The sequence below is a fragment of the Streptomyces sp. DH12 genome, from assembly GCF_020873895.1.
In the GTDB taxonomy this organism is placed as follows: domain Bacteria; phylum Actinomycetota; class Actinomycetes; order Streptomycetales; family Streptomycetaceae; genus Streptomyces.
Genome location: NZ_JAHWGT010000038.1, coordinates 41,483 through 66,312, shown reverse-complemented (window position 1 = coordinate 66,312; position 24,830 = coordinate 41,483). Strand labels below are relative to the sequence as shown.

Annotated in this window: 23 protein-coding genes; 8 read left to right on the top strand and 15 right to left on the bottom strand. The window is 72.1% G+C overall.

Annotation, left to right across the window (positions count from 1 at the left end; genetic code table 11):
- Window positions 1-49 precede the first annotated feature (49 nt).
- Entirely contained in the window at window positions 50-466 is a 417-nt protein-coding gene (locus LPA54_RS27640; protein ID WP_228982621.1) for a VOC family protein, read from the bottom strand.
- 405 nt (window positions 467-871) lie between these two features.
- On the opposite strand from LPA54_RS27640, the gene LPA54_RS27635 reads away from it, so the two are divergent.
- Window positions 872-2,029, top strand: a complete 1,158-nt coding sequence (locus LPA54_RS27635; protein ID WP_228982619.1) for an alkaline phosphatase PhoX — start codon at window positions 872-874, stop codon at window positions 2,027-2,029.
- Here LPA54_RS27635 and LPA54_RS27630 read toward each other — a convergent pair.
- The 5 genes from LPA54_RS27630 to LPA54_RS27610 all read right to left on the bottom strand — a co-directional run bounded on the left by LPA54_RS27630 (window position 1,999) and on the right by LPA54_RS27610 (window position 9,914).
- On the bottom strand, window positions 1,999-3,030 hold the full coding sequence (locus LPA54_RS27630; protein ID WP_228982618.1) for a helix-turn-helix transcriptional regulator: 1,032 nt from the start codon (window positions 3,028-3,030) through the stop codon (window positions 1,999-2,001). The genes LPA54_RS27635 and LPA54_RS27630 overlap by 31 nt on opposite strands.
- 570 nt (window positions 3,031-3,600) lie before the next feature.
- Window positions 3,601-6,312, bottom strand: coding sequence for a pyruvate, phosphate dikinase (gene ppdK / locus LPA54_RS27625; protein ID WP_228982616.1), 2,712 nt, complete (start codon window positions 6,310-6,312; stop codon window positions 3,601-3,603).
- A gap of 399 nt (window positions 6,313-6,711) precedes the next feature.
- On the bottom strand, window positions 6,712-7,848 hold the full coding sequence (dusB, locus tag LPA54_RS27620) for a tRNA dihydrouridine synthase DusB (RefSeq protein ID WP_228982610.1): 1,137 nt from the start codon (window positions 7,846-7,848) through the stop codon (window positions 6,712-6,714).
- Between the two features lie 233 nt (window positions 7,849-8,081).
- Window positions 8,082-8,294 carry a DUF6243 family protein gene (locus LPA54_RS27615; RefSeq protein WP_228982608.1) on the bottom strand — a complete coding sequence of 71 codons (213 nt, stop codon included), beginning with the start codon at window positions 8,292-8,294 and terminating at the stop codon, window positions 8,082-8,084.
- A 237-nt stretch (window positions 8,295-8,531) separates the two neighbouring features.
- The gene (locus tag LPA54_RS27610) at window positions 8,532-9,914 is read right to left on the bottom strand and encodes a glycine--tRNA ligase (RefSeq protein WP_228982606.1); all 1,383 of its coding nucleotides are present in this window, start codon (window positions 9,912-9,914) and stop codon (window positions 8,532-8,534) included.
- Between the two features lie 144 nt (window positions 9,915-10,058).
- Between LPA54_RS27610 and LPA54_RS27605 the strand changes: the two genes are divergently transcribed.
- From LPA54_RS27605 to LPA54_RS27590, 4 genes are all read left to right on the top strand, one after another.
- Window positions 10,059-11,111, top strand: a complete 1,053-nt coding sequence (locus tag LPA54_RS27605) for a metal ABC transporter substrate-binding protein (protein ID WP_228982605.1) — start codon at window positions 10,059-10,061, stop codon at window positions 11,109-11,111.
- A gap of 37 nt (window positions 11,112-11,148) precedes the next feature.
- Window positions 11,149-11,916 (top strand): metal ABC transporter ATP-binding protein, encoded by a 768-nt coding sequence (locus tag LPA54_RS27600; RefSeq protein WP_228982604.1) that lies wholly within the window; start codon window positions 11,149-11,151, stop codon window positions 11,914-11,916.
- A 2-nt stretch (window positions 11,917-11,918) separates the two neighbouring features.
- A complete protein-coding gene (locus LPA54_RS27595; RefSeq protein ID WP_228982603.1) occupies window positions 11,919-12,812 on the top strand; it encodes a metal ABC transporter permease in 894 nt (297 codons plus the stop codon).
- A 129-nt stretch (window positions 12,813-12,941) separates the two neighbouring features.
- Window positions 12,942-13,358 (top strand): Fur family transcriptional regulator, encoded by a 417-nt coding sequence (locus LPA54_RS27590; RefSeq protein WP_228982602.1) that lies wholly within the window; start codon window positions 12,942-12,944, stop codon window positions 13,356-13,358.
- Window positions 13,359-13,461: 103 nt separating this feature from the next.
- Here the strand turns inward: LPA54_RS27590 and LPA54_RS27585 are convergent, their stop codons facing one another.
- Window positions 13,462-14,322 carry an isoprenyl transferase gene (locus LPA54_RS27585; protein ID WP_228982628.1) on the bottom strand — a complete coding sequence of 287 codons (861 nt, stop codon included), beginning with the start codon at window positions 14,320-14,322 and terminating at the stop codon, window positions 13,462-13,464.
- A gap of 28 nt (window positions 14,323-14,350) precedes the next feature.
- Window positions 14,351-15,097, bottom strand: a complete 747-nt coding sequence (recO, locus tag LPA54_RS27580) for a DNA repair protein RecO (protein WP_228982599.1) — start codon at window positions 15,095-15,097, stop codon at window positions 14,351-14,353.
- 259 nt (window positions 15,098-15,356) lie between these two features.
- Here recO and LPA54_RS27575 point away from each other — a divergent pair, with 259 nt between their 5' ends.
- Window positions 15,357-16,724 carry an FAD-dependent oxidoreductase gene (locus tag LPA54_RS27575; protein ID WP_228982593.1) on the top strand — a complete coding sequence of 456 codons (1,368 nt, stop codon included), beginning with the start codon at window positions 15,357-15,359 and terminating at the stop codon, window positions 16,722-16,724.
- A gap of 76 nt (window positions 16,725-16,800) precedes the next feature.
- Here LPA54_RS27575 and LPA54_RS27570 read toward each other — a convergent pair whose 3' ends face one another.
- Entirely contained in the window at window positions 16,801-17,505 is a 705-nt protein-coding gene (locus tag LPA54_RS27570) for a TerB family tellurite resistance protein (protein ID WP_228982590.1), read from the bottom strand.
- Between the two features lie 157 nt (window positions 17,506-17,662).
- Window positions 17,663-19,420, bottom strand: coding sequence for a 2-isopropylmalate synthase (gene leuA, locus LPA54_RS27565; protein ID WP_228982588.1), 1,758 nt, complete (start codon window positions 19,418-19,420; stop codon window positions 17,663-17,665).
- A gap of 295 nt (window positions 19,421-19,715) precedes the next feature.
- Here leuA and LPA54_RS27560 point away from each other — a divergent pair, with 295 nt between their 5' ends.
- Window positions 19,716-20,792 (top strand): M4 family metallopeptidase, encoded by a 1,077-nt coding sequence (locus LPA54_RS27560; protein WP_228982586.1) that lies wholly within the window; start codon window positions 19,716-19,718, stop codon window positions 20,790-20,792.
- 9 nt (window positions 20,793-20,801) lie between these two features.
- The gene (locus tag LPA54_RS27555) at window positions 20,802-21,158 is read left to right on the top strand and encodes a protealysin inhibitor emfourin (RefSeq protein ID WP_228982585.1); all 357 of its coding nucleotides are present in this window, start codon (window positions 20,802-20,804) and stop codon (window positions 21,156-21,158) included.
- 48 nt (window positions 21,159-21,206) lie between these two features.
- On the opposite strand, the gene era is transcribed toward LPA54_RS27555, so the two are convergent.
- The 5 genes from era to ybeY form a co-directional block, all read right to left on the bottom strand.
- The gene (era, locus tag LPA54_RS27550; RefSeq protein ID WP_228982584.1) at window positions 21,207-22,157 is read right to left on the bottom strand and encodes a GTPase Era; all 951 of its coding nucleotides are present in this window, start codon (window positions 22,155-22,157) and stop codon (window positions 21,207-21,209) included.
- Window positions 22,158-22,265: 108 nt separating this feature from the next.
- Window positions 22,266-22,619 (bottom strand): cytidine deaminase, encoded by a 354-nt coding sequence (locus tag LPA54_RS27545; RefSeq protein WP_228982576.1) that lies wholly within the window; start codon window positions 22,617-22,619, stop codon window positions 22,266-22,268.
- 35 nt (window positions 22,620-22,654) lie between these two features.
- Window positions 22,655-23,011 carry an MmcQ/YjbR family DNA-binding protein gene (locus LPA54_RS27540; RefSeq protein WP_228982574.1) on the bottom strand — a complete coding sequence of 119 codons (357 nt, stop codon included), beginning with the start codon at window positions 23,009-23,011 and terminating at the stop codon, window positions 22,655-22,657.
- Entirely contained in the window at window positions 23,008-24,327 is a 1,320-nt protein-coding gene (locus LPA54_RS27535; protein ID WP_228982571.1) for a hemolysin family protein, read from the bottom strand. The genes LPA54_RS27540 and LPA54_RS27535 overlap by 4 nt, the downstream gene beginning before the upstream one ends.
- Window positions 24,324-24,821, bottom strand: coding sequence for an rRNA maturation RNase YbeY (ybeY, locus tag LPA54_RS27530; protein ID WP_228982569.1), 498 nt, complete (start codon window positions 24,819-24,821; stop codon window positions 24,324-24,326). The genes LPA54_RS27535 and ybeY overlap by 4 nt, the downstream gene beginning before the upstream one ends.
- Between the last annotated feature and the right edge of the window lie 9 nt (window positions 24,822-24,830).

The following is a 24,830-nucleotide window of genomic DNA, read 5'->3' as shown; positions in this document are numbered from 1 at the left end:
GGCCACCGCGGTCCCGGCGCGCCCGGGTGGTCGGCGGAGTGGGGGCGGGTCAGCCCTGGGCCGCCCGCATGGCCTCCAGGTCCATCCACACGACCTCCCAGATGTGGTGGTCGGGGTCCTGGAAGGAGCGGCTGTACATGAAGTCGCCCATCTCCTGCGTGTCGTTGGCCGGGGACCCGCCGGCCGCCAGCGCCTTGTCGACCAGCTCGTCGACCCGGGCGCGGGTGTCGGCGCTGAGCGCGACGATGGTCTCCGTCGTGGCGGAGGCGTCGGCGACCTCCTTCTTCGTGAAGTTCTTGAAGAACGGCTCCGTCAGGAGCATCGCGAAGATCGTGTCGCTGATGACCATGCAGGCGGCGTTGTCGTCGGTGAACTCCGGGTCGAAGGAGTAGCCGAGCTCCGCCCAGAACGCCTTGGTCGTCTCCAGGTCCTTGACCGGCAGGTTCACGAAGATCATCTGTGCCATGGCGGGGTCTCTCCCTCTGCTGCGACCGGTGCGCCCGGTGCTCCCGGTGCGCTGTCGTGTGGTGCGTCTGCTTACGGGGGGTAGACCGGGCCGCCGCGCGGAACTCATCGCCGACAGCCGAAACTTTTTCCGCACGCCCGCCACGCGGCCGCCGCCGGTGCGCCGCACGCCCGCGGCACACCGGCGGCGCGCCGGCGCACCGGCCGTGGGACCGGCCCCGGACCGCCCCCGGACGGATCCCTTCCGGAAGCGACCGGCGAGGGGCCCGGTGGAACCGACCGCGCGACTCTTCTTCCCCTTCACCGCTTGTTGCTGCACCGTCAACCCGGGACTCCTAGGTTCCGGCAGCGCGGACCCCGCCGCCGACCGGTGCGCGGGGCGGTCACAAGCCCCTGGAGTGACGAAGTGGAACGACGTGGTTTCCTGCGCGGAGCTGTCGCGGGCGGCGCCGCCGCCGCCTTCGGCTACACGCTGATGCGCGGAGCGGCCTACGCGGCGCCCGCCCAGCCCGGCCCCGGGCCGTACGGAGCGCTCGGCCCCGCCGACGCCAACGGCATCCAGCTCCCGGCCGGCTTCACCAGCAGGGTGATCGCCCGGTCCGGCCAGAAGGTCGGCGCCACCTCCTACACCTGGCACAACGCCCCCGACGGCGGCGCCTGCTTCGCCGACGGGACCGGTTGGATATACGTCTCCAACTCGGAGATCAACCCGGGCGGCGGCGCGAGCGCGGTCCGCTTCTCCTCGACGGGCCAGGTCACCGGCGCGTACCGCATCCTGTCCAACACGCGCACCAACTGCGCGGGCGGGCGCACTCCGTGGAACACCTGGCTGTCCTGCGAGGAGGTCAGCCTCGGGTACGTCTACGAGACCGACCCGTACGGCGTGAACGCCGCCGTCCGCCGGGACGCGATGGGCCGCTTCAAGCACGAGGCGGCCGCCGCCGACCCCGTCCGCAAGGTCGTCTACCTGACCGAGGACGAGTCCAACGGCTGCCTGTACCGCTTCGTCCCCACCACCTGGGGCGACCTGTCGTCCGGCACCCTCCAGGTGCTGAAGGCCGGCACCGCCACGTCCGGCAGCTTCACCTGGGCCACCGTCCCCGACCCCGACGGCTCCCCCACGTACACCCGCGACCAGGTCTCGGGCGCCAAGCGGTTCAGCGGCGGCGAGGGCTGCCACTACGCCAACGACACCCTCTGGTTCACCACCAAGGGCGACAACCGCCTCTGGCAGCTCAACCTCGCCAACAACACCTACGAGCTGGCCTACGACGACTCCCTGGTGAGCGGCACCGCCCCGCTGACGGGCGTCGACAATGTCACCGGGACCTCCTCCGGCGACCTGTACGTCGCCGAGGACGGCGGCAACATGGAGATCTGCGTCATCACACCGGCCGACGTGGTCGCGCCGTTCCTGCGGATCAACGGCCAGTCGGGCTCGGAGATCTGCGGCCCGGCCTTCTCCCCCGACGGCAGGCGGCTGTACTTCTCCAGCCAGCGCGGCACCACGGGCAGTTCGTCGGGCGGCATCACCTACGAGGTGACGGGGCCCTTCCGGGCGTAGCGGCGGCGCCGCTCCCGGACCGGCTGGGCGCCGCCGTGCAGCAGGGCGGCGCCCAGTGGCGTCAGCGTGTGGAGCACGGAGCTGCCCTGGCGCAGCGTGACGACCAGCCCGGCGTCGCGCAGGACGCCGGCGTGCTGGCTCGCGGAGGCGAGGGACACCCCGGCCCTGCGGGCCAGCTCGCTGGTGGTGCCGCCGTGCCCGATGGCCTTGAGGACGGCGGAACGGGTGTGGCCGACGAGCCGCCCGAGCGGGGCGTCGCCGTGCTCGCAGCCGGCGGCCGGGGCCTCGGCGTGCGTCACCGGGTACACGAGGACCGGCGGCAGCCGCGGGTCGCGGTAGGTGACGGCGGTCCCCCGGCAGAAGAACGACGGCTGGAGGAGCAGCCCGCGCCCGTCGAGCCGGACGTCCCGGTCGACCGGGTAGTCCGCCTCCAGGACCGGGGCGCGCCAGCGGAGCATCGGCGGGAGCGAGGCGAGCAGCTCCTCGGCGCCGCCGTCGAGCAGCGCCCGCCCGCGGACGGCGCGGTCCGCCTCGACCCGGGCCTGTATGGAGGTCCAGTACGGCTCGACGGCGGCCCGGTGGTACCCGCGCAGGGCCCCCAGGAGGCGGCTGAAGGGCTCCGGGCGGCCCTCGGCGAGCGAGGCCGCCCAGGAGGGCAGCGGGGCCGCCGCGGGGCGCTCCCCGGCGAGGACGGACAGCTCCGTGTGGATCCGGGCCGGCGGGGTGGCGCGCAGCGCCTCCAGGGCCGTGTCGAGGCCGTCCAGCCCCTCGGGCGGGGTCAGGAAGTCGGGGAAATAGCCGCGGGCCGGGACGAGCGCTCCGAGGAGCCTCGTTTCACCGTTCAACCGCGTCCGCGTTTCGGAGCGCCATTCCCCGTAGACCAGGGCGCCGCGCCGGTCGCGCAAACGGTGAAAGCTGAGAATCGTTTCCCACAGCGCGTCCGGCCGGGCCGCCATCCGGACCCCGGCGAGATCGGCACCGGTGAAATGTATACGAAGCACTGAACCCCCACCTGTTGCATCCGCAATCACCCCCCACCGATGAGTATGCATGCCATCACAGGTTGTTACCACGGCATTTCAGCCACAGTTGAAACACCTCGCGGCCGATGGGTCGGAACCGAAAAGCTGTACGCCGTCGGACGGGAAACCTTCAGGACCGAGGTGGCGTGTCGGAAGACCGTGGGGGGCTTCTCACGCCCGGCGGCGGGACTGAAAGGTTGCGGCTCTCCTGTCTGGCAGGGGTAATGGGGCGCGGTCGGCGGGTGGGGATCCGGTGGCCGCGCTCCGCCCGTTTGTTTGCCGGGCGGAGCCCCGGAATTGACGCGAAGTCAATCCACCGTGAATAGTCCGTCCTTCAACTGGCACGGAATTCAACAGACCGCTTTCCCCGGGGAACCGGAAATATCCGCACAGGACGAAACAGTACGGGGCGGACACCTCCGCACAAGGTGTCCGCCCCGTTCCTTGCAGTCCGGAGCCGCCGCCGATCGGTGAGGGTCGGGTGACAGACGGCGGCTCCGGGGCCGTGGGGGTCCCGCCGCGGGGGCGCCGCGGGCGGGACCGGGTGGTCTAGCGGCTGTCGCTGTCGCTGGACCGGGCGGCGGCGCGGCCGGCCTCCAGGCGGGCCACCGGGATGCGGAAGGGCGAGCAGGAGACGTAGTCCAGGCCCACCTCGTGGAAGAAGTGCACCGACTCCGGGTCACCGCCGTGCTCGCCGCAGACGCCGAGCTTGATGTCGGGGCGGGTGGCCCGGCCGGCCTCCGCCGCGCTGCGCACCAGGGCGCCGACGCCGTCCTTGTCGATCGTCTCGAATGGCGACACCCCGAAGATGCCCTTCTCCAGGTAGGCGGTGAAGAAGCTGGCCTCCACGTCGTCCCGGGAGAAGCCCCACACGGTCTGGGTGAGGTCGTTGGTGCCGAAGGAGAAGAACTCGGCGCACTCGGCGATCTGACCGGCGGTGACCGCGGCGCGCGGCAGCTCGATCATCGTGCCGAGCGCGAGCTTCAGCTCCACGCCGGTCTCCGCCTGGACCTCGGCGATGACCTGCTCGGCCTCGTCGCGGACGAGCTCCAGCTCCTGGACCGTGCCCACGAGCGGGATCATGATCTCGGCGCGCGGGTCGCCCTTGGCCTCGACGCGCTGGGCGGCGGCCTCGGCGATGGCCCGCACCTGCATGGTGAACAGGCCGGGGATGACCAGGCCGAGGCGGACGCCGCGCAGACCCAGCATCGGGTTCTGCTCGTGCAGCCGGTGCACGGCCTGGAGGAGGCGCAGCTCGTTCTCGTGCGGCTCCTTGCGCGCCTCGGCGAGGGCGACGCGCACCGACAGCTCCGTGATGTCGGGGAGGAACTCGTGCAGCGGCGGGTCGAGGAGGCGGACGGTGACGGGCAGCCCGTCCATCGACTCGAACAGCTCGACGAAGTCCTGCTTCTGCAGCGGCAGCAGCGCCTTCAGCGCCTCGTCGCGCTCCGCGTCGGTGTCGGCGAGGATGAGCCGCTCGACGTACTGGCGGCGGTCGCCGAGGAACATGTGCTCCGTGCGGCACAGGCCGATGCCCTGGGCGCCGAACCGGCGGGCGCGCGAGGCGTCCTCGGCGTTGTCGGCGTTGGCCCGCACGCGCAGCCGGCGGACGCGGTCCGCGTAGGCCATGATCCGGTGCACCGCCTGGACGAGCTCGTCGGCGTCGTCGGCGCCGGCGTGCATCCGGCCCTCGAAGTACTCGACGACCGGCGACGGTACGACGGGTACCTCGCCCAGGTACACCTTGCCGGTGGAGCCGTCGATGGAGACGACGTCGCCCTCCTCGACGACGCGCCCGCCGGGCACGGTCATCCGGCGGCGCTTGGTGTCGACCTCCAGCTCCTCCGCTCCGCAGACGCAGGTCTTGCCCATGCCGCGGGCGACCACGGCGGCGTGCGAGGTCTTGCCGCCGCGCGAGGTGAGGATGCCCTCGGCGGCGATCATGCCGTCCAGGTCGTCGGGGTTGGTCTCACGGCGGATGAGGATGACCTTCTCGCCGGACCTGGACCACTTGACGGCGGTGTACGAGTCGAAGACGGCCTTGCCGACGGCGGCGCCCGGCGAGGCGGCGATGCCGCGGGCGACCTTCTCCACCTGCGTGTCCTCGTCGAAGCGCGGGAACATCAGCTGCGCCAGCTGGGCGCCGTTGACGCGCTGGAGCGCCTCGGCCTCGTCGATGAGCCCCTGGTCGACCAGCTGGGTGGCGATCCGGAAGGCCGCGGCGGCGGTGCGCTTGCCGACCCGGGTCTGGAGCATCCACAGCTGGCCGCGCTCGATGGTGAACTCGATGTCGCAGAGGTCCTTGTAGTGGTTCTCCAGCGTCTCCATGATGCCCATGAGCTGGTCGTACGACGTCTTGTCGATCGACTCCAGGTCGGCGAGCGGCACGGTGTTGCGGATACCGGCGACGACGTCCTCGCCCTGCGCGTTCTGCAGGTAGTCGCCGTAGACGCCCTGGTGGCCGGTGGCGGGGTCGCGGGTGAAGGCGACGCCGGTGCCGGAGTCGGGGCCGAGGTTGCCGAAGACCATCGAGCAGACGTTGACGGCGGTGCCGAGGTCGTGCGGGATGCGCTCCTGGCGGCGGTACAGCTTGGCGCGGTCGCCGTTCCAGGAGTCGAAGACGGCCTTGATGGCGAGGTCCATCTGCTCGCGCGGGTCCTGCGGGAAGGCGCGGCCGGCCTCGTCCGCGACGATCCCCTTGAACCGCTCGACGAGCGCCTTGAGGTCGTCGGCCGCCAGGTCGGTGTCGACCGTGACGCCCTTGGCGTGCTTCGCCTCCTCGAGGGCCTCCTCGAACAGCTCGCCGTCCACGCCGAGAACGGTCTTGCCGAACATCTGGATGAGGCGCCGGTAGGAGTCCCAGGCGAACCGCTCGTCGCCGGACTGCTGCGCGAGGCCCTCGACCGACGCGTCGGAGAGGCCGATGTTGAGGACCGTGTCCATCATGCCGGGCATGGAGAACTTCGCACCGGAGCGGACGGAGACGAGCAGCGGGTCGTCGGCCTGGCCGAGCTTCTTGCCCATCTTCCGCTCGAGGGCGTCGAGGTGGGAGCTGACCTCGTCGCGGAGGGCGGCCGGCTCGGCGCCGCTCTCCAGGTAGACCTTGCACGCTTCGGTGGTGATCGTGAAGCCCGGAGGCACCGGGAGACCCAGGTTGGTCATCTCGGCGAGGTTGGCACCCTTGCCGCCGAGAAGGTCCTTGAGGTCCTTGTTGCCCTCGGTGAAGTCGTACACGAACTTCTGATCTTTGTTTTCCGACACGGGTCTCGACTCCTCGAGGACGACGTGGCTGCCCTGACGGCGAGGAACATACCCAGATCGAAGGCTTCTGGGGAGGTACGCCTGCGCGTCATGCGGCCTTAACCACCCGTCCGCCAGCAGATCGAAAGTCACGTCTCAGTGTCAGCGGCGACCGGGGAGGGTTCACCCCTTGAAGCCCCATGGTCAAGAAGTCCCCAAAGACCGCTCATCCGAGCGTGCACCCCGCACATTTGTCTTCACTTCTTGAACGCTCAAAGGGTGGCACTGAGTGCCACCCTTTGAGAAGTACAGCCACCCCATTCACGCTCATCTGAGCGACCGCCCGATCAGGGGTGGCGAGAATCACGCCGTCCGCGGCCCCCGGCGTCCACGATCCGGACGTCGGAAACCACCCGCCGATCAGCCCCCGGAGGTGTCCGACTCGGCATCCGCGCTGATGGCGGCGCAGTCGTACGGGTCCTTCAACCAGCCGTCGGGCAGGACCACCCGGTTGTTTCCGGACGTCCGGCCGCGCGGACCGTCGGCCCCCGCCGGCCACGGCTGGTCCAGGTCCAGCTCGCTCAACTGAGCGCGCAACTCGTCCAGCGACGAGGTGACCGCCAACCGCTTGCGCATCTCCGACCCGACCGCGAAGCCCTTCAGGTACCAGGCCACGTGCTTGCGGAAGTCGATGACACCGCGCGACTCGTCGCCGATCCACTCCCCCAGCAGCCGCGCGTGGCGCACCATGACGTCCGCGACCTCCCGCAGGCCGGGGGCCGCCGGCGCCCCGCCGCCCTCGAAGGCCGCCACCAGGTCGCCGAAAAGCCACGGCCGGCCCAGGCAGCCGCGCCCCACGACCACCCCGTCGCAGCCGGTCGCGCGCATCATCCGCAGGGCGTCGTCGGCACACCAGATGTCGCCGTTGCCGAGCACCGGGATCTCCGGGACGTGCTCCTTCAGCCGGGCGATGGCGTCCCAGTCGGCCGTGCCGCCGTAGTGCTGGGCCGCCGTGCGGCCGTGCAGGGCGATGGCCGTGACGCCCTCCTCGACGGCGATCCGCCCGGCGTCGAGGTATGTGATGTGGTCGTCGTCGATGCCCTTGCGCATCTTCATCGTGACGGGCAGGTCACCGGCGTTGGTGACCGCCTCGTGCAGGATCGCCCGCAGCAGCGGCCGCTTGTAGGGGAGCGCCGAGCCGCCGCCCTTGCGGGTGACCTTGGGCACGGGGCAGCCGAAGTTCAGGTCGATGTGGTCGGCGAGGCCCTCGTCCACGATCATGCGGACCGCCTTGCCGACGGTGACCGGGTCCACTCCGTACAGCTGGATCGAGCGCGGGGTCTCGGTGGCGTCGAAGTGGATGAGCTGCATGGTCTTCTCGTTGCGTTCGACCAGCGCCCGGGTGGTGATCATCTCGCTCACGAACAGGCCCTTGCCGCCGGAGAACTCACGGCACAGGGTGCGGAACGGGGCGTTGGTGATACCGGCCATCGGGGCGAGCACCACCGGCGGCTGCACGGTGTGCGGGCCGATGGAGAGGGGGCTGAACGCGGTCATGCCCCCCATTGTCCCGTACCGCGCGCGCTCCCCGGGCGCCCCTCCCCGACGCCCGCCCTCCCGGCCCGCCCCCGCCGCTCCGACCGGGCCCCGCCCCTCGGGGGGCGCCGCGGGGACGCGGACCCCGCGACGGACGTGGGCCCCGCGACGGACGTGGGCCCGGCCGCCCCCACGGGACGGCCGGGCCCACGGCGAGACGGCAGGGGCGCTCAGCCCCGCCGCTCCCGCCGCACCTACTTCTGCGACTCCTGCTGCTCCGACGACTCCTGCTCGTCATCCGCGCCGACCCGCTCGCGCATCTTGCGCAGCAGCTCCTGCTTCGCCTCGGCGGCGGCCGTCCGGCGCTCGGCGGCGTCCGGCGAGGGCGCGGAGCCCTGCCGGTCTCCACGGGACAGCTTTCCGCGCTGTCCTCCGACGCCGAGCAGGTTGTTGCGGCTCTTGGCCATGGGGGTCTCCCTGGGGGTGAGAAATCGTCCGGGTGTGACTGGTCGGGGCGCCTCGGACCGAACCGGCCCGGCGCCCTCTCACTCGTAGAACGGGAGGTGGAAGAACATGGGGACGACCGTAGCGCCCGCGCGGCGCGCGGGCACCCGGATTTCCCCGCCGCCTCCGGGCGGACACGGCGGAGCCCCCGGTCCCGAGGTTCCGGGGGCTCCGCCGCTGGTGTGCGTCGCGGTGGTGCGTCAGCAGCCGATCAGACGGGTGGCGAGGTAGCCCTGGATCTGGTCGAGGGAGACGCGCTCCTGCTTCATCGAGTCGCGCTCGCGGACCGTCACGGCGTTGTCCTCGAGGGTGTCGAAGTCGACGGTGACGCAGTACGGCGTGCCGATCTCGTCCTGGCGGCGGTAGCGGCGGCCGATCGCGCCCGCGTCGTCGAACTCGATGTTCCAGTTCTGGCGCAGGTCGGCGGCGAGGCCCTTGGCCTTCGGCGACAGCTCCGGGTTGCGGGAGAGCGGCAGGACCGCGACCTTGACCGGGGCGAGGCGGGGGTCGAGCCGCAGCGAGGTGCGCTTCTCCATCTTGCCCTTGGCGTTGGGCGCCTCGTCCTCGACGTACGCGTCGAGGAGGAAGGCCAGCATGGCGCGGCCGACACCGGCGGCCGGCTCGATGACGTAGGGGGTCCAGCGCTCGCCGGCCTCCTGGTCGAAGTACGTCAGGTCGGTGCCGGACGCCTTGGCGTGGGCCGACAGGTCGTAGTCGGTGCGGTTGGCGACGCCCTCCAGCTCGCCCCACTCGTTGCCGCCGAAGCGGAAGCGGTACTCGATGTCGGCGGTGCGCTTCGAGTAGTGGGAGAGCTTCTCCTGCGGGTGCTCGTACCAGCGCATGTTCTCCTCGCGGAGGCCCAGGCCGGTGTACCAGTTCCAGCGCTGCTCCATCCAGTACTCCTGCCAGGTCTCGTCCTCCCCCGGCTTGACGAAGAACTCCATCTCCATCTGCTCGAACTCACGCGTCCGGAAGATGAAGTTGCCCGGAGTGATCTCGTTCCGGAAGGACTTGCCCATCTGCGCGATGCCGAACGGCGGCTTCTTGCGCGAGGTCTGCTGCACCTGGGCGAAGTTGGTGAAGATGCCCTGGGCGGTCTCGGGGCGCAGGTAGGCGATCGAGCCCGAGTCCTGGGTGGGGCCGAGGTGGGTGGCGAGGAGTCCGGAGAACTGCTTCGGCTCCGTGAACTGGCCCTTGTTGCCGCAGTTGGGGCAGTTCAGGTCGGCGAGGCCGTTCGCGGGGAGGCGGCCGTGCTTCTCCTCGTACGCCTCCTCCAGGTGGTCCGCGCGGTAGCGCTTGTGGCAGGAGGTGCACTCGGTGAGCGGGTCCGAGAAGGTCGCCACGTGGCCGGAGGCTTCCCACACCTCGGAGGCGAGGATCACCGACGAGTCGAGACCGACGACGTCCTCCCGGGAGGTGACCATGTAGCGCCACCACTGGCGCTTGATGTTCTCCTTCAGCTCCACACCGAGCGGCCCGTAGTCCCAGGCGGCCTTCTGGCCGCCGTAGATCTCGCTGCAGGGGTAGACGAAGCCACGGCGCTTGCTCAGGCTGACGATGGTGTCGATCTTGTCGGCGGCCACGGTGCTCTCTTCATAACGACGACGGCGAACGGCGAATGCCTCAGATTAGCGGCGGGCGCACCCCCGGGATCAAATCGGTGGGTGGCGGGGGCCACTTGGCCACTTTGTTGACAATCGTTTCCAGGAAGACTGAAAATGAGTGTCATGAACGTACGACGCCCCATATCCACCACCGCGACCGCCGGCGCCGCCCTCCTCGGCCTGCTCACCCTCTCCGCCTGCGCCGGGTCCTCCGGAGGTGCGAAGGCGGACAAGGACGGCAAACTGGACGTTGTGGCGTCGTTCTACCCGATGCAGTTCCTGGCCGAGCAGATCGGCGGCGACAAGGTCTCGGTGACCACCCTCACCAAGCCCGGGGTCGAGCCGCACGACCTGGAGCTCAAGACGCGCCAGATCGCCGAACTCGGCGAGGCCGACTACATCCTCTACCTCAAGGGCCTGCAGCCCGCCGTCGACGACGCGGTCAGGCAGGCGGGCGTGGCCGACACCGTCGACGCGGCCACCCTGACCACCCTGGAGTCGCACGGCACCGCGGTCGACGGCCACGACCACGGCGCGCACGAGGGCGAGGCGCACACCGACGGGCCCCACGCCGAGGAGTCGCACGCCGGGGAGTCGCACGCCGGGGAGACCCACGCCGAGGAGTCCCACGACCACGCCCACGAGGGCGAGGCCGGGGCCGACCCGCACATCTGGCTGGACCCGGTGAAGTACGCGGAGGTCGCCAAGGGCGTCGGCGCCTCCCTCGCCAAGGCCGACCCGGACAACGCCGCCACCTACCGCAAGAACGCCGACGAGCTCGTGAAGAAGCTCGGCGCCCTGGACACCGCGTTCCGGGACGGCCTGAAGAACACCACCACCCGGACCTTCATCTCCACCCACTCCGCCTTCGGCTACCTCGCCGAGCGGTACGGCCTGGACCAGGAGAGCATCTCCGGCCTCGACCCCGAGTCCGAGCCGAGCCCCGCGCGGATCAAGGAGCTCCAGGCCATCGCCAAGAAGGAGAAGGTCACCACCGTCTTCTTCGAGACCCTCGCCAGCGACCGGACCGCGAAGACCCTCGCCGCCGACACCGGGCTGAAGACGGACGTCCTCGACCCGCTGGAGGGAATCACCGACCGGTCCAAGGGCGCTGACTACCTCGCGGTCATGCGGGCCAACCTGGCGGCCCTCGAAAAGGCCCTCGGCGCCAAGTGACCCGACCCTCCCTTCCGGCACACCCCATGGAGGCACGGTGAGCAGCGAGCCCGTCATCTCGGTCCGGGCGGCCACGGCCGCGCTCGGCGCACGCCCCGTGCTGCGCGGCGTCGACTTCGCCGTCCACCGCGGCGAGGTCGTCGCCCTGCTCGGCGCGAACGGCTCGGGCAAGTCGACCGCCGTACGGTCCGTGATCGGCCAGGTGCCGCTCACCGGCGGCGCGATATCCCTCTTCGGCACCGAGCTGCGCCGCTTCCGCGACTGGGCGCGCGTCGGCTACGTGCCGCAGCGCACCACCGCGGCCAGCGGCGTGCCCGCCACCGTCCGCGAGGTCGTCTCCTCGGGCCGCCTCTCCCGCACCGGGATGCTGCGGTGGCCCTCCCGGGCCGACCGGAGGGCCGTGGACCGGGCCATCGAGCTCGTCGTCCTGGGCGACCGGGCCGGGGACTCGGTGTGGGCGCTCTCCGGCGGCCAGCACCAGCGGGTCCTGATCGCCCGCGCGCTCGCTTCCGAGCCCGAGCTGCTGATCATGGACGAGCCGATGGCCGGCGTCGACCTGGCGAGCCAGGAGGTCCTCGCCGCGACCCTGCGCGAGCAGGTCGGCGGCGGCACGACCGTGCTGCTGGTCCTGCACGAGCTGGGCCCGCTGGATCCGCTGATCGACCGGGCGGTCGTCCTGCGCGACGGGTGCGTCGTCCACGACGGCCCACCCCCGGAAGCCGTCGGCCAGCACGCGCTCCCCGGCCACGACCACGTACATCCGCACGCGGCCGACGAGCCGCTCCGCACGGGACTGCTCACCTGACCATGGAAATCCTCGACCACGCGTTCATGCAGCGGGCGCTCCTCGCCGCCCTCCTGGTGGGCGTCACGGCGCCCGCCGTCGGCATCCACCTCGTGCAGCGGCGGCAGGCCCTCATGGGCGACGGGATCGGCCACGTCGCGATGACCGGCGTGGGCCTCGGCTTCCTGATGTCGGCCAACCCCGTGTGGGTCGCCGGCCTCGTCTCGATCGCCGGCGCCGTGCTGATGGAGCTGATCCGCATGTACGGGCGGACGCGCGGCGACATCGCGCTGGCGCTGCTCTTCTACGGCGGCATGGCCGGCGGCGTGATGCTGACCAGCCTCTCGCCCGACGGCTCCAACGCCAACCTCATGAGCTACCTCTTCGGCTCCCTCGCGACCGTCTCCGCCGAGGACGTGACGGCGATCTGCGTACTCGCCGGGTTCGTCCTGGCGGTCTCGCTGGGACTGCGCCGCCAGCTCTTCGCGATCAGCCAGGACGAGGAGTTCGCGCGCGTGACCGGCCTGCCGGTGCGGGCGCTGAACCTGCTCGTCGCCGTGACGGCCGCCGTCACCGTGACCGTCGCCATGCGGGTCGTCGGGCTGCTGCTGGTCAGCGCGCTGATGGTGGTCCCGGTCGCGGCCGCCCAGCAGCTGACCCGCAGCTTCCGGTCGACCTTCGCGGTGGCGGTCCTCATCGGCACGGCGGTCTCCCTGACCGGCACCGTCACGACGTACTACCAGGACGTGCCGCCCGGCGCGACGATCGTGCTGCTGGCCATCGCCGTGTTCGTCCTGTTCGCCGCGCTGGCCGCGCCGCTGGCCCGGCGGCGCGCCCGGGCCGCCCGGGAGGCCGCGGAGGCGCACGGACACGACGCCCGGCCCTCCGCGGGCGCCGCCGACGACGTCAGGGTCTGATCCGATCAGGCCGGGCCCACCGATCACGGCGGCCGGGCCCCGTCGCGGGGCCTGGCAGAATGGCCGGACGGAAAGCGGACGTACGACACACGACGTACGCGTGAGCGGGCCGAAGGCAAGGAGGCACCTGTGGCAACGGCAGGATCCGGCGTACGCGGCCGATCGACCCGGCAGCGCGCCGCCGTTGCGGCGGCGCTGAGCGAGGTGGACGAGTTCCGCAGCGCGCAGGAGCTGCACGACATGCTCAAGCACCGCGGTGACTCCGTGGGCCTGACGACGGTCTACCGCACGCTGCAGTCGCTCGCGGACGCGGGCGAGGTCGACGTGCTGCGCACCAGCGAGGGCGAGGCCGTCTACCGCCGCTGCTCGACCGGTGAGCACCACCACCACCTGGTGTGCCGCGGCTGCGGCAAGGCCGTGGAGGTCGAGGGGCCGGCCGTCGAGGAGTGGGCCGAGGCCGTCGCGGCGGAGCACGGCTTCGTCAACGTGGCGCACACGGTGGAGATCTTCGGCACCTGCGCGGAGTGCGCGGCGGCCGGGAACTGACCCGGGCGGACCCGGGCCGCCCCCCGGACCGGCGGGGAACCCACGCGGAAGGGCGCGGCACCCCTGGGGTGCCGCGCCCTTCCCGTGCCCCCGGCGGGGCGCCTCAGCCCTCGGCGACGGCCGTCCCGTCGCCGCGCATCGCGGCCTCCATGGCGAGGAGCTGCTCGTTGGGCACCGCGCCGCCGAAGCGGCGGTCGCGCTGGGCGTACTCCAGGCAGGCCCGCCACAGGTCGCGGCGGTCGAAGTCCGGCCACAGCACGTCCTGGAAGACCATCTCGGCGTAGGCGCTCTGCCACAGCAGGTAGTTGGAGGTGCGCTGCTCGCCGCTCGGCCGCAGGAACAGGTCGACGTCCGGCATGTCCGCGTAGTACAGGTACTTGGCGAAGGTCTTCTCCGTGACCTTCGACGGGTCGAGCCGGCCCGCCTTCACGTCCGCCGCGAGGGCCTGCGCCGCGTCCGCGATCTCGGCACGGCCGCCGTAGTTCATGCAGAAGTACAGGGTGAGCCGGTCGTTGTCCTTGGTCTGCTCCTGGGCGATCTGGAGCTCCTGGGCGACCGACTTCCACAGCTTGGGCATCCGGCCGACCCAGCGGACCCGGATGCCGAGCTCGTCGAGCTGGTCGCGGGTCTTGCGGATGAAGTCCCGGTTGAAGTTCATCAGGAAGCGCACCTCGTCCGGGGAGCGCCGCCAGTTCTCGGTGGAGAAGGCGTACAGGGAGATGCTGCCGACGCCCGCCTCGATGGCGCCCTGGAGCACGTCCAGCACCCGCTCGGCGCCGACCTTGTGCCCCTCGGTGCGGGGCAGGCCGCGCTCCTTGGCCCAGCGGCCGTTGCCGTCCATGACGATCGCGACGTGTCCGGGCACGAGCTCGCCGGGAAGCCCCGGCGGGCGGGCGCCGGACGGGTGCGGCTCGGGGTCCTTGTACTGGCGCTTGGAGCGCCCGAGGATTCCGCGTCGTGCCATGGCCATGCGGCTCACATCTCCTAGTTCTCTACTTCTCCACGTAGCGGAGCGAGCGCAGTCCGCGCTCCAGGTGCCAGTGCAGGTAGGCGGACACCAGTCCGCTCCCCTCCCGGACGTGGCGCGCCTCGCACGCGTCCGCGGTGGCCCAGTCACCGCTCAGCAGGGCGCTGAGCAGACCGACGGCCTCCGCAGAGGGTACGACGCTGCCCGGCACCCGGCAGTCGCCGCAGACCACGCCGCCCGCCGCCACCGAGAAGAACCGGTTCGGCCCGTGGATGCCGCAGCGGGCGCAGTCCTCGAAGGAGGGGGCGTAGCCGTTGACGGCGAGCGAGCGCAGCAGGAACGCGTCGAGGACCAGGCGCGGGGCGTGCTCGCCGCGGGCGAGGGTGCGCAGGGCGCCGACGAGCAGCAGGTACTGCTGGACGGCGGGCTCGCCCTCGTGGTCGGTGAACCGCTCGGCGGTCTCCAGCATCGCGGTGCCGGCGGTGTACCGGGTGTAGTCGGTGACGATGCCGCTGCCGTACGCGGCGATGGTCTCGGTCTGCGTGCACAGCGGCAGGCCCCGCCCGACGAGCTCGGCGCCGCGGGAGAAGAACTGGACGTCCACGTGCGAGAAGGGTTCGAGCCGCGCGCCGAACTTCGACTTGGTCCGGCGCACCCCGCGCGCCACGGCGCGCACGCGCCCGTGGCCGCGGGTGAGGAACGTGATGATCCGGTCGGCCTCACCCAGCTTCTGGGTGCGCAGCACGACGCCGTCGTCACGGAACAGGCTCATGGGCCCATTCTCCCGTACGGGCGGGGGTGCCCGGTGCCGTCCGCGGCGGGTGGCCGGGCGTCGACCCCCAGGGCCGGGGCACCGCCGCGGGCCCCATAGGGTGGTGATCACGGTCCGACCGGACCGGATTGCCCCAACCGTCACTTCGATACCCCATAAGCAAGGCTTATGTGGTCATAGACCAGAACCGGGTACCGCTCCACCCCCGCGCTTGTGAGGCTGGCGGACGAGAAGTGCTGACCGTCGAAGGGAACCTGCCATGCCCCGCCCCCTGCGGGTCGCGATCGTCGGTGCCGGCCCGGCCGGCATCTACGCCGCCGACGCACTGCTGAAGTCCGAGGCCGCCGCCGACCCGGGCGTCTCCATCGACCTCTTCGAGCGCATGCCGGCGCCTTTCGGCCTGATCCGGTACGGCGTCGCCCCGGACCACCCCCGCATCAAGGGCATCGTCACGGCGCTCCACCAGGTGCTGGACAAGCCGCAGGTCCGCCTCTTCGGCAACGTCGACTACCCGTCCGACATCACCCTGGACGACCTGCGCGCCTTCTACGACGCGGTGGTCTTCTCCACGGGCGCCGACGCCGACCGCGAGCTGCGCATCCCGGGCGTGGAGCTGGACGGCTCCTACGGCGCGGCCGACTTCGTCTCCTGGTACGACGGCCACCCCGACGTGCCGCGTACCTGGCCGCTGGAGGCCGAGAAGGTCGCCGTGCTGGGCGTCGGCAACGTTGCCCTGGACGTGGCGCGCGTCCTGGCCAAGACCGCCGACGAGCTGCTGCCGACGGAGATACCCCCCAACGTCCACGAGGGGCTGAAGGCCAACCGGGCCCGCGAGATCCACGTGTTCGGGCGGCGCGGCCCGGCCCAGGCGAAGTTCAGCCCCATGGAGCTGCGCGAGCTGGACCACTCCCCCAGCATCGAGGTCGTCGTCAACCCCGAGGACATCGACTACGACCAGGGCTCCATCGACGCCCGGCGCTCCAACAAGCAGGTCGACATGGTCGCCAAGACCCTGGAGAACTGGGCGATCCGGGACGCCGGCGACCGCCCGCACAAGCTGTTCCTGCACTTCTTCGAGTCGCCCTCCGAGATCCTCGGCGAGGACGGCAGGGTCGTCGGCCTGCGCACCGAGCGCACCGAGCTGGACGGCACGGGCAACGTCCGGGGCACCGGGGAGTTCACCACCTGGGACGTCCAGGCCGTGTACCGCGCGGTCGGCTACCTCTCCGAGGAGCTGCCGAAGCTGCCCTGGGACCCGGCCTCCGGCACGGTCCCGGACGAGGGTGGCCGGGTGGTCGAGGGCGGCGAGCACGTCCGCTCCACCTACGTGACGGGGTGGATCCGCCGCGGCCCGATCGGGCTGATCGGCCACACCAAGGGCGACGCGAACGAGACCGTCGCGAACCTGCTGGAGGACCACCGCGAGGGCCGGCTGCCGGCGCCCGAGGCGCCCGGCGAGGAGGCCGTGGTGCGGTTCCTGGAGGGCCGGGGCGTCGCGTACACCACGTGGGAGGGCTGGTACCGGCTCGACGCGGCCGAGCGGGCGCGCGGCGAGGCGGAGGGCCGGGAGCGCGTGAAGATCGTGGAGCGCGAGGAGATGCTGCGGGCGAGCGGCGTCGAGGTCTGACACCGGTTCCCGGCTGCCCGCCGGGGGCGGCCGGCCGGTCCCGGCGCGCACACCGTCGCGGGCCCCCGGCGGGGGCTCAGAACGGGGTGCGCGCCGCTTCGATGAGGCGGGTGGTGTCGTCGGGCCGCAGCAGCAGGGCGTTGCCCACGGTGGCGAGGACCTCCCGCTCGGCGGGGCTGTAGGCGCCGTCGGCGAGGGCGATCCGGGCGCCCTGCAGCAGGATCGACTCGCGGCCCGCCGCGGCGAGGTGCGGCGAGAGCGGTTCCAGCGCCTCGTGCAGCTCGATGGCGAGGGCCGCGCCGCACGGCCCGTCGACGTCTCCGAGGTACCGGCCGGTGTCGGCGGCGAGGGCGTCGATGAGGCCGGTCAGACTGTCGTCGGTGCAGTCCTCGTACCCGGCGGCCCGGACGGCGTGGACGGCGGTCCGCACGGCCGTGGCGGAGGAGGTGCCGCCCGCGGCGAGGACCGCCAGGGCGACGGTGTGCACGGCGTCGCGGAGCATCGCGGAGAACCGGGCCGTGGTCGGGTGGTCCAGCACGTCCGTGCCGAACCGGTCGTGGCAGGCGGCGCACTCGACGACGGGGCCGGTGACCCCGCGCGGCAGCAGCGGGACACCCAGCAGGGTGAGGCGGCGACGGCCGGTGCGGCGGCGGTAGTTGCGATCGCCGCCGCAGCCGGGGCAGAAGAACTCGCCGTCGCCGACGGTGTGCCACGCGGTGTGGACGGAACAAATGCGGAGCTTCCGGCCGCGCGATCTCCGCGGTCCCCGTGTCGTCTGCACGTCGCACCTCCTGACACCTCGGCCACCTTGCCGACGTGGACGTGATGTTAGCCACATCCGTGATGCGCCGTCAGTACCTCGTCCAGAGAACGCCAACGACATGGCCGAACCCCGCCCCCGGCCGGGGGACGGGGTCCGGCGACGCGGCGCCCGCGGGTCAGCGCGCGGAGCGGTTGACGGCCGAGATGACCGCCTTCAGCGAGGCGCGGGTGGTGTTGGCGTCGATGCCGATGCCCCACAGGACCTTGCCGTCGATGGCGCATTCGATGTACGAGGCGGCCTGCGCGGAGGCGCCCTCGCTCATCGTGTGCTCCTGGTAGTCCAGCAGCCGCACGTCGATGCCGATGGACTGCAGCGCGTCGAAGAACGCCGAGATCGGGCCGTTCCCGGAACCGCTCAGCACCGTGTCGACGCCGTCCACCACGGCCTCGGCGGTCAGCGTGTCCGTGCCGTCCTTGTCCGTGGTGGTCTGCCCGGACCGCAGCTGGACGCGCCCCCAGGGGTTGTCCGGGTTCGGCAGGTACTCGTCCTGGAAGACGGCCCAGATGTCCTTCGGCGTGACCTCGCCGCCCTCGGCGTCGGTCTTCGCCTGGATGATCCGGGAGAACTCGATCTGCATCCGGCGCGGCAGGTCCAGCTTGTGGTCGTTCTTCAGCACGTAGGCGATGCCGCCCTTGCCGGACTGCGAGTTGACCCGGATCACGGCCTCGTAGGAGCGGCCGACGTCCTTGGGGTCGATGGGCAGGTACGGCACCGCCCACTCGATCTCGTCGACGGTCTTCCCCCGGGCGGCCGCGTCGGCCTCCATCGCGTCGAAGCCCTTCTTGATGGCGTCCTGGTGGGAGCCGGAGAAGGCGGTGTAGACCAGGTCGCCCGCGTAGGGGTGGCGCGGGTGGACCTCCATCTGGTTGCAGTACTCGGAGGTGCGGCGGATCTCGTCGATCTGCGAGAAGTCCAGCTGCGGGTCGACGCCCTGCGAGAACAGGTTCATGCCCAGGGTGACCAGGTCGACGTTGCCGGTCCGCTCGCCCTGCCCGAAGAGGCAGCCCTCGATGCGGTCGGCGCCGGCCATGACGGCCAGCTCGGCCGCCGCGACGGCGGTCCCGCGGTCGTTGTGCGGGTGGACGGAGAGGCAGACGTACTCGCGCCGCGACAGGTGGCGCGACATCCACTCGAACCGGTCCGCGTGCGTGGAGGGGGTCGAGCGCTCCACCGTCGCGGGCAGGTTGAGGATGATCTCGCGGCCCTCCTCGGGCTGCCAGACGTCCATGACGCCCTCGCAGACCTCCAGGGCGAAGTCCAGCTCGGTGTCGGTGAAGATCTCCGGGCTGTACTGGTAGCCGAAGACGGTCTCGTCGCCCAGCAGCTTGTCGGCGTACTCCATCACCAGGCGCGTGCCGTCGACGGCGATCTGCCGCACCTGGTCCTTGGTGCCGCGGAAGACCACGCGGCGGAAGACGGGCGCGGTGGCGTTGTACAGGTGCACGGTGGCCCGGTGGGCGCCGCGCAGCGACTCCACGGTCCGCTCGATCAGCTCCTCGCGCGCCTGCGTCAGCACGGAGATCGTCACGTCCTCGGGGATCGCGCCGTCCTCGATGATGGAGCGCACGAACTGGAAGTCGGTCTCGCCGGAGGAGGGGAAGCCGACCTCGATCTCCTTGAAGCCCATGCGGACCAGCAGGTCGAACATCTCGCGCTTGCGGGCTGGCGACATGGGGTCGATCAGCGCCTGGTTGCCGTCCCGCAGGTCGGTGGAGAGCCAGCGGGGGGCCTTGGTGACGCGCCGGTCCGGCCACGTGCGGTCGGGGATGTCGACGGCCTCGTACGGGCCGTACTTGTGGATCGGCATCCCGGACGGCTGCTGGGCGTGCGTGGCGTTGGTGACGGGCGTGGGGCGGCCGACGGGCTGGGACATGGCGTAGGGCTCCTCGGTTGTCCTGCAAGGGGACGGCCGACTGGGTCGAAGCAGCACCAGACTCCGCGGGGAGGGGGTCGGCCTACGACTACAGGCCCTCGCCGCGGCGGCTAAGGAGAAGCAGCCCGAAACGCATGATGCGCAGCAGCCTAGCCCAGGGTCGGCGGAGGCGGAGGTGCCGTTCCAGTATGCGGGACGCCGCGGGCCAATCCCCAAAGGGTGAGGAATCACTCCTTTTCGTCAATCCACGTCGCAACCAGTGACTTCACCGTGACGCGCTGCCACATTGCGAGACATGACCGCGTTCTCTCGCCCTTCCCGGGTGTTCTGCACGATCGTCCCCCCGCACCTCCTCGACCGGCTGGCCCGCTCCGGCGACACGGCGGCCGCCCGGGCCGCCCGCCGCACCCTCGCTGCCGACGAGGCCAACCGCGCCGCCCGCCGCCTGGCCACGGTCACGGGCGCCCGCGCCGCCGCCCGCGACGCGGCCGCCGCGACCGGCAAGCCCCGCCGCACCGTCCACGACGCCGAGCACGGCACCCGCCTGCCCGGGAGGAAGGTCCGCACGGAGGGCCAGGAGCCCGGGGCCGACGCGACCGTCAACCGCGCGTACGCCGGGCTCGGCGCCACGTTCACCCTCTTCCTCGAAGCCTTCCGGCGGGACTCCGTCGACGGCGCCGGGCTGCCGCTGGACGCGACCGTCCACTACGACCGGGAGTACGCCAACGCCTTCTGGAACGGCGAGCAGATGGTGTTCGGCGACGGCGACGGCGAGGTCTTCGAGGACTTCACCCTCGCGGTCGACGTGATCGGCCACGAGCTTGCGCACGGCGTCACCCAGTACACGGCGAACCTCGCCTACTTCAGCCAGCCCGGCGCCCTGAACGAGTCGATGTCGGACGTCTTCGGGTCGCTGGTCAAGCAGTACGCCCTGGGCCAGACCGCCGAGCAGGCCGACTGGCTGATCGGCGCGGGCCTCCTGTCCGACCGGGTGCAGGGCGAGGCGCTGCGCTCGATGAAGGCGCCCGGCACGGCGTACGACGACGACGTCCTCGGCAAGGACCCGCAGCCCGCGCGGATGGCCGACTACGTCGACACGGCCGCCGACAACGGCGGCGTGCACATCAACAGCGGCATTCCCAACCACGCCTTCTACCTGACGGCGACGGCGCTGGGCGGGCACGCCTGGGAGCGGGCCGGGCAGATCTGGTACGACGTGCTGACCGGCGGCAAGCTCAAGGAGACGGCGGACTTCGCCGCGTTCGCCCGGCTGACCGCCGCGGCCGCGCGCGAGCGGTACGGCGCCTCCGGCGCGGAGGCCGAGGCGGTGCTCAAGGCGTGGTCGACGGTGGGAGTGCCCACGGGCGGGTAGACGGGGGCCATGCGGATCGAGGTACGGCGCACGGGCGGCTTCGCGGGCATCGAGCGCAGGGCGCGGGTGGACACCCGCGACCTGCCGGACGCCGACGCGTGGCACCGGCTGGCCGAGGCGGCCCTGACCGGCGACACCGGCGACGCCGGCGCCACCACCCGTGACGGGGCCCGCGGCGGGTGCCCGCACGGCGGGACAGGGGCGCGGGAGGCCGGGCCGCGAGGGGTCGGGGCGCGGGGGGCCGGGGTGCCCGACGGGTTCCACTACGAGATCACGGTCGACGGCCGGACGGCGCACTGCGCCGAGCCGGACCTGACCGAGGCGCAGCGGGAGCTGGTGTCGCGGGTGCTGCGGGAGGGCGCTTGAGCGCGGTGCCGCGGCGGGGGCGCGTGGGCGCGCCCTCCGCCGCCGGGCTCAGAAGCCCAGCTTGCGCAGCTGGCGCGGGTCCCGCTGCCAGTCCTTGGCCACCTTCACGTGCAGGTCGAGGAAGACCGGGGTGCCCAGCAGCGCCTCGATCTGCTGGCGGGACTTGATGCCGACCTCCTTCAGGCGCTTGCCCTGGGGGCCGATGACGATCCCCTTCTGGCTGGGGCGCTCGATGTAGACGTTGGCGTGGATGTCCAGCAGCGGCCGGTCCTCGGGGCGACCCTCGCGGGGCAGCATCTCCTCGACGACCACGGCGATCGAGTGCGGCAGCTCGTCGCGGACGCCCTCCAGGGCGGCCTCGCGGATCAGCTCGGCGACCATGACCTGCTCGGGCTCGTCGGTGAGGTCGCCCTCGGGGTACAGCGCCGGGCCCTCGGGCAGGAGCGGGACCAGCAGGTCGGCGACGAGCCGCACCTGCTTGTCGCCCACCGCGGACACGGGGACGATCTCCGCCCACTCGATGCCGAGCTCCTTGCCGAGCCGGTCGATGGCGATGAGCTGCTCGGCGAGGGTCTTGGAGTCGACGAGGTCCGTCTTGGTGACGATGGCGACCTTCGGGGTCTTCCTGATCCCGGCGAGCTCCTTGGCGATGTACCGGTCGCCGGGGCCGACCTTCTGGTCGGCGGGCACGCAGAAGCCGATGACGTCGACCTCGGCCCACGTGGTGCGCACCACGTCGTTGAGCCGCTCGCCCAGCAGCGTGCGCGGCTTGTGCAGGCCGGGCGTGTCCACCAGCACGAGCTGCGCGTCCGGCCGGTGCACGATGCCGCGCACGGTGTGGCGGGTGGTCTGCGGCCGGTTGGAGGTGATGGCCACCTTCTGTCCGACCAGGGCGTTCGTGAGGGTGGACTTGCCCGCGTTGGGACGGCCGACGAAGCACGCGAAGCCGGCCCGGTGGGTCGCTTCGGTTTCTGGTTTACGAACGCTCATGGGGGCCATTGTCCCCGATCCCGGCACGCGTCACGTACCGCGCGGCTCCGGCGGGCGCCGCCGGGTCCGGCCGGCGCCCGCCGGCGGGCCCGCCGAGGCCCCCGCCGACGCCGGCAGTCAGCCCGCCGTCACGGTGGCGCGCACGGCCGCGTCCGGGCCGGCCAGCAGCACCGGGGTGGCCGGCCCGCCCAGGTCGCGGACCGCGGCGAGGTCGGCCTCGTCGAGGGCCTCCGCCTCCGAGACGACGGCCGCCGCCTCCAGCGACCGGGCGCCGCTGGCCACGGCCATCGCCACGGCGGTGCGCAGCGCGCTGAGCCGGAGGGACTCCAGGGCGACCGTCCCGGCGACGTACGTCCGGCCGGTCTCGTCCCGCACCGCCGCCCCCTCGGGGACGCCGTTGCGGGCGCGGGCGCTGCGCGCCAGCGTGATGATCTTGCGGTCCTCGGGGTCGATGTCGGTGCTCTGTGTCATGGACCGAGCATAAGTCGGCGCCCGCCCGGGCCTGCCTACGGCCGGTCCAGGCGCAGGCGCAGGGCCCGGGGGAGGCCGGCGACGACCAGGTCGTAGGAGTCCTCGACCAGCTCGCGGACGAGGGACTCGGGCAGGGCGCCGACGGTGACGGTGTTCCAGTGCCGCTTGTTCATGTGGTACCCGGGGACGACCAGCCCGGGGTGCTCGGCGCGCAGCCGCAGCGCCTCCTCGGGGTCGCACTTGAGGTTCACGGTGAGCGGCCGCCCGTCGAGCGCGCCCAGGGCGAAGATCCGCCCGCCGACCTTGAACACGGACGTCTCGGGGCCGAAGGGGAACTCCTCCGCCGCGCCGGCGAAGTCGAGGCAGAGCGCCCTCAGCCGCTCCGGCGTCACGCGGCCTCGTCCTTCGGCTCGGGCTCGGGCTCGGGCTCCGGATCCGGCCGCAGCGGCTCGGCGAGGACCGTCACGATCCTGTTGCGGCGGCCGGCCGGGGACTCGGCGGTGAGCCGCAGGGAGCGGCCGTCGGGCAGGTCGACCACGGCCGAGGCCCCGGCGATGGGCACGCGGCCCAGCGCCTTGGCGAGGAGCCCGCCGACCGTCTCGACGTCCTCGTCGTCGTACGCGTCGAGGCCGAACAGCTCGCCGAGGTCGCCGATGTCGAGCCGGGCCGTCACGCGGTAGCGCCCGTCGCCGAGTTCCTCGACGGGCGGCAGCTCCCGGTCGTACTCGTCGGTGATCTCCCCGACGATCTCCTCCAGGATGTCCTCGATGGTGACGATCCCGGCCGTGCCGCCGTACTCGTCGATGACGACCGCGACGTGGTTGCGCTCCTGCTGCATCTCGCGGAGCAGGTCGCCGGCGTTCTTGGTGTCCGGCACGAAGGCCGCGGCCCGCATGGCGGTGGAGACGAGCTGGGCCTCGGCCTCGCGGTTGACGTGGGTCCGGCGGACCAGGTCCTTCAGGTACACGATGCCGACGATGTCGTCCTCGTTCTCGCCGGTCACCGGTATCCGGGAGAAGCCGGAGCGCAGCGCGAGGGTGAGGGCCTGGCGGACGGTCTTGTACCGCTCGATGGAGACCAGGTCGGTGCGCGGCACCATCACCTCGCGGACCAGGGTGTCGCCCAGCTCGAAGACGGAGTGCACCATGCGGCGCTCGTCGTCCTCGATGAGCGACTCCTGCTCGGCCAGGTCGACCATGGCCCGCAGCTCCGCCTCGGACGCGAAGGGCCCCTTGCGGAACCCCTTGCCGGGGGTGAGGGCGTTGCCGATGAGGATCAGCAGCTGCGGGACCGGCCCCATGACGCGGGCCAGCGGCAGCAGGACGTACGCCGCGGCCGTGGCGGTGTTCAGCGGGTGCTGCCGGCCGATCGTGCGCGGCGAGACGCCGACGGCGACGTACGACACGAGGACCATCACGCCGATCGCCACGAGCAGCGCGACCCAGGTCGTCGCGAACTCCTCCAGGCAGGCGTAGGTGACGAGCGCGCCGGCGGCCATCTCGCAGGCCACCCGGACGAGCAGGGCCACGTTCAGGTACCGGGTCGGGTCGGAGGCGACCTGGGCGAGCCGGGCCGCCCCGCGCCGCCCGGACCGCACGGCCTCGGCGGCGCGGAAGCCGGAGACGCGGGCGAGGCCCGCCTCCGCGCACGCCGCGAGCCAGGCGACGACGACGAGCGCGACCGCGCCCAGGACGAGTTGGCCGCTCATGACACGGTCGGCGCCGGGGAGGGGCCGGTCAGGCCCTTCTCCGCGCGCCAGCCGTCGACGATCGCCGCCTGGAGGCCGAACATCTCGGCCTTCTCGTCGGGCTCCTCGTGGTCGTAGCCGAGGAGGTGCAGCACGCCGTGGACCGTGAGCAGTTGGAGCTCCTCGTCCATGGAGTGCTGCGTGGGGGCCTCGCGGCCCTGCCGCTCGGCGACCTCCGGGCAGAGCACGATGTCACCGAGCAGCCCCTGCGGCGGCTCGTCGTCGTCCTTCGACGGCGGGCGCAGCTCGTCCATCGGGAAGGACATGACATCCGTCGGGCCCGGCAGGTCCATCCACTGGATGTGCAGCTGCTCCATCGCCTCGGCGTCCACGACGATCACCGAGAGCTCGGACAGGGGATGGATGCGCATCCGCGCGAGCGCGTAGCGCGCGACGTCGAGGATCGCCTGCTCGTCGACCTCGGTGCCGGACTCGTTGTTGACGTCGATCGACATGGTGCTGTT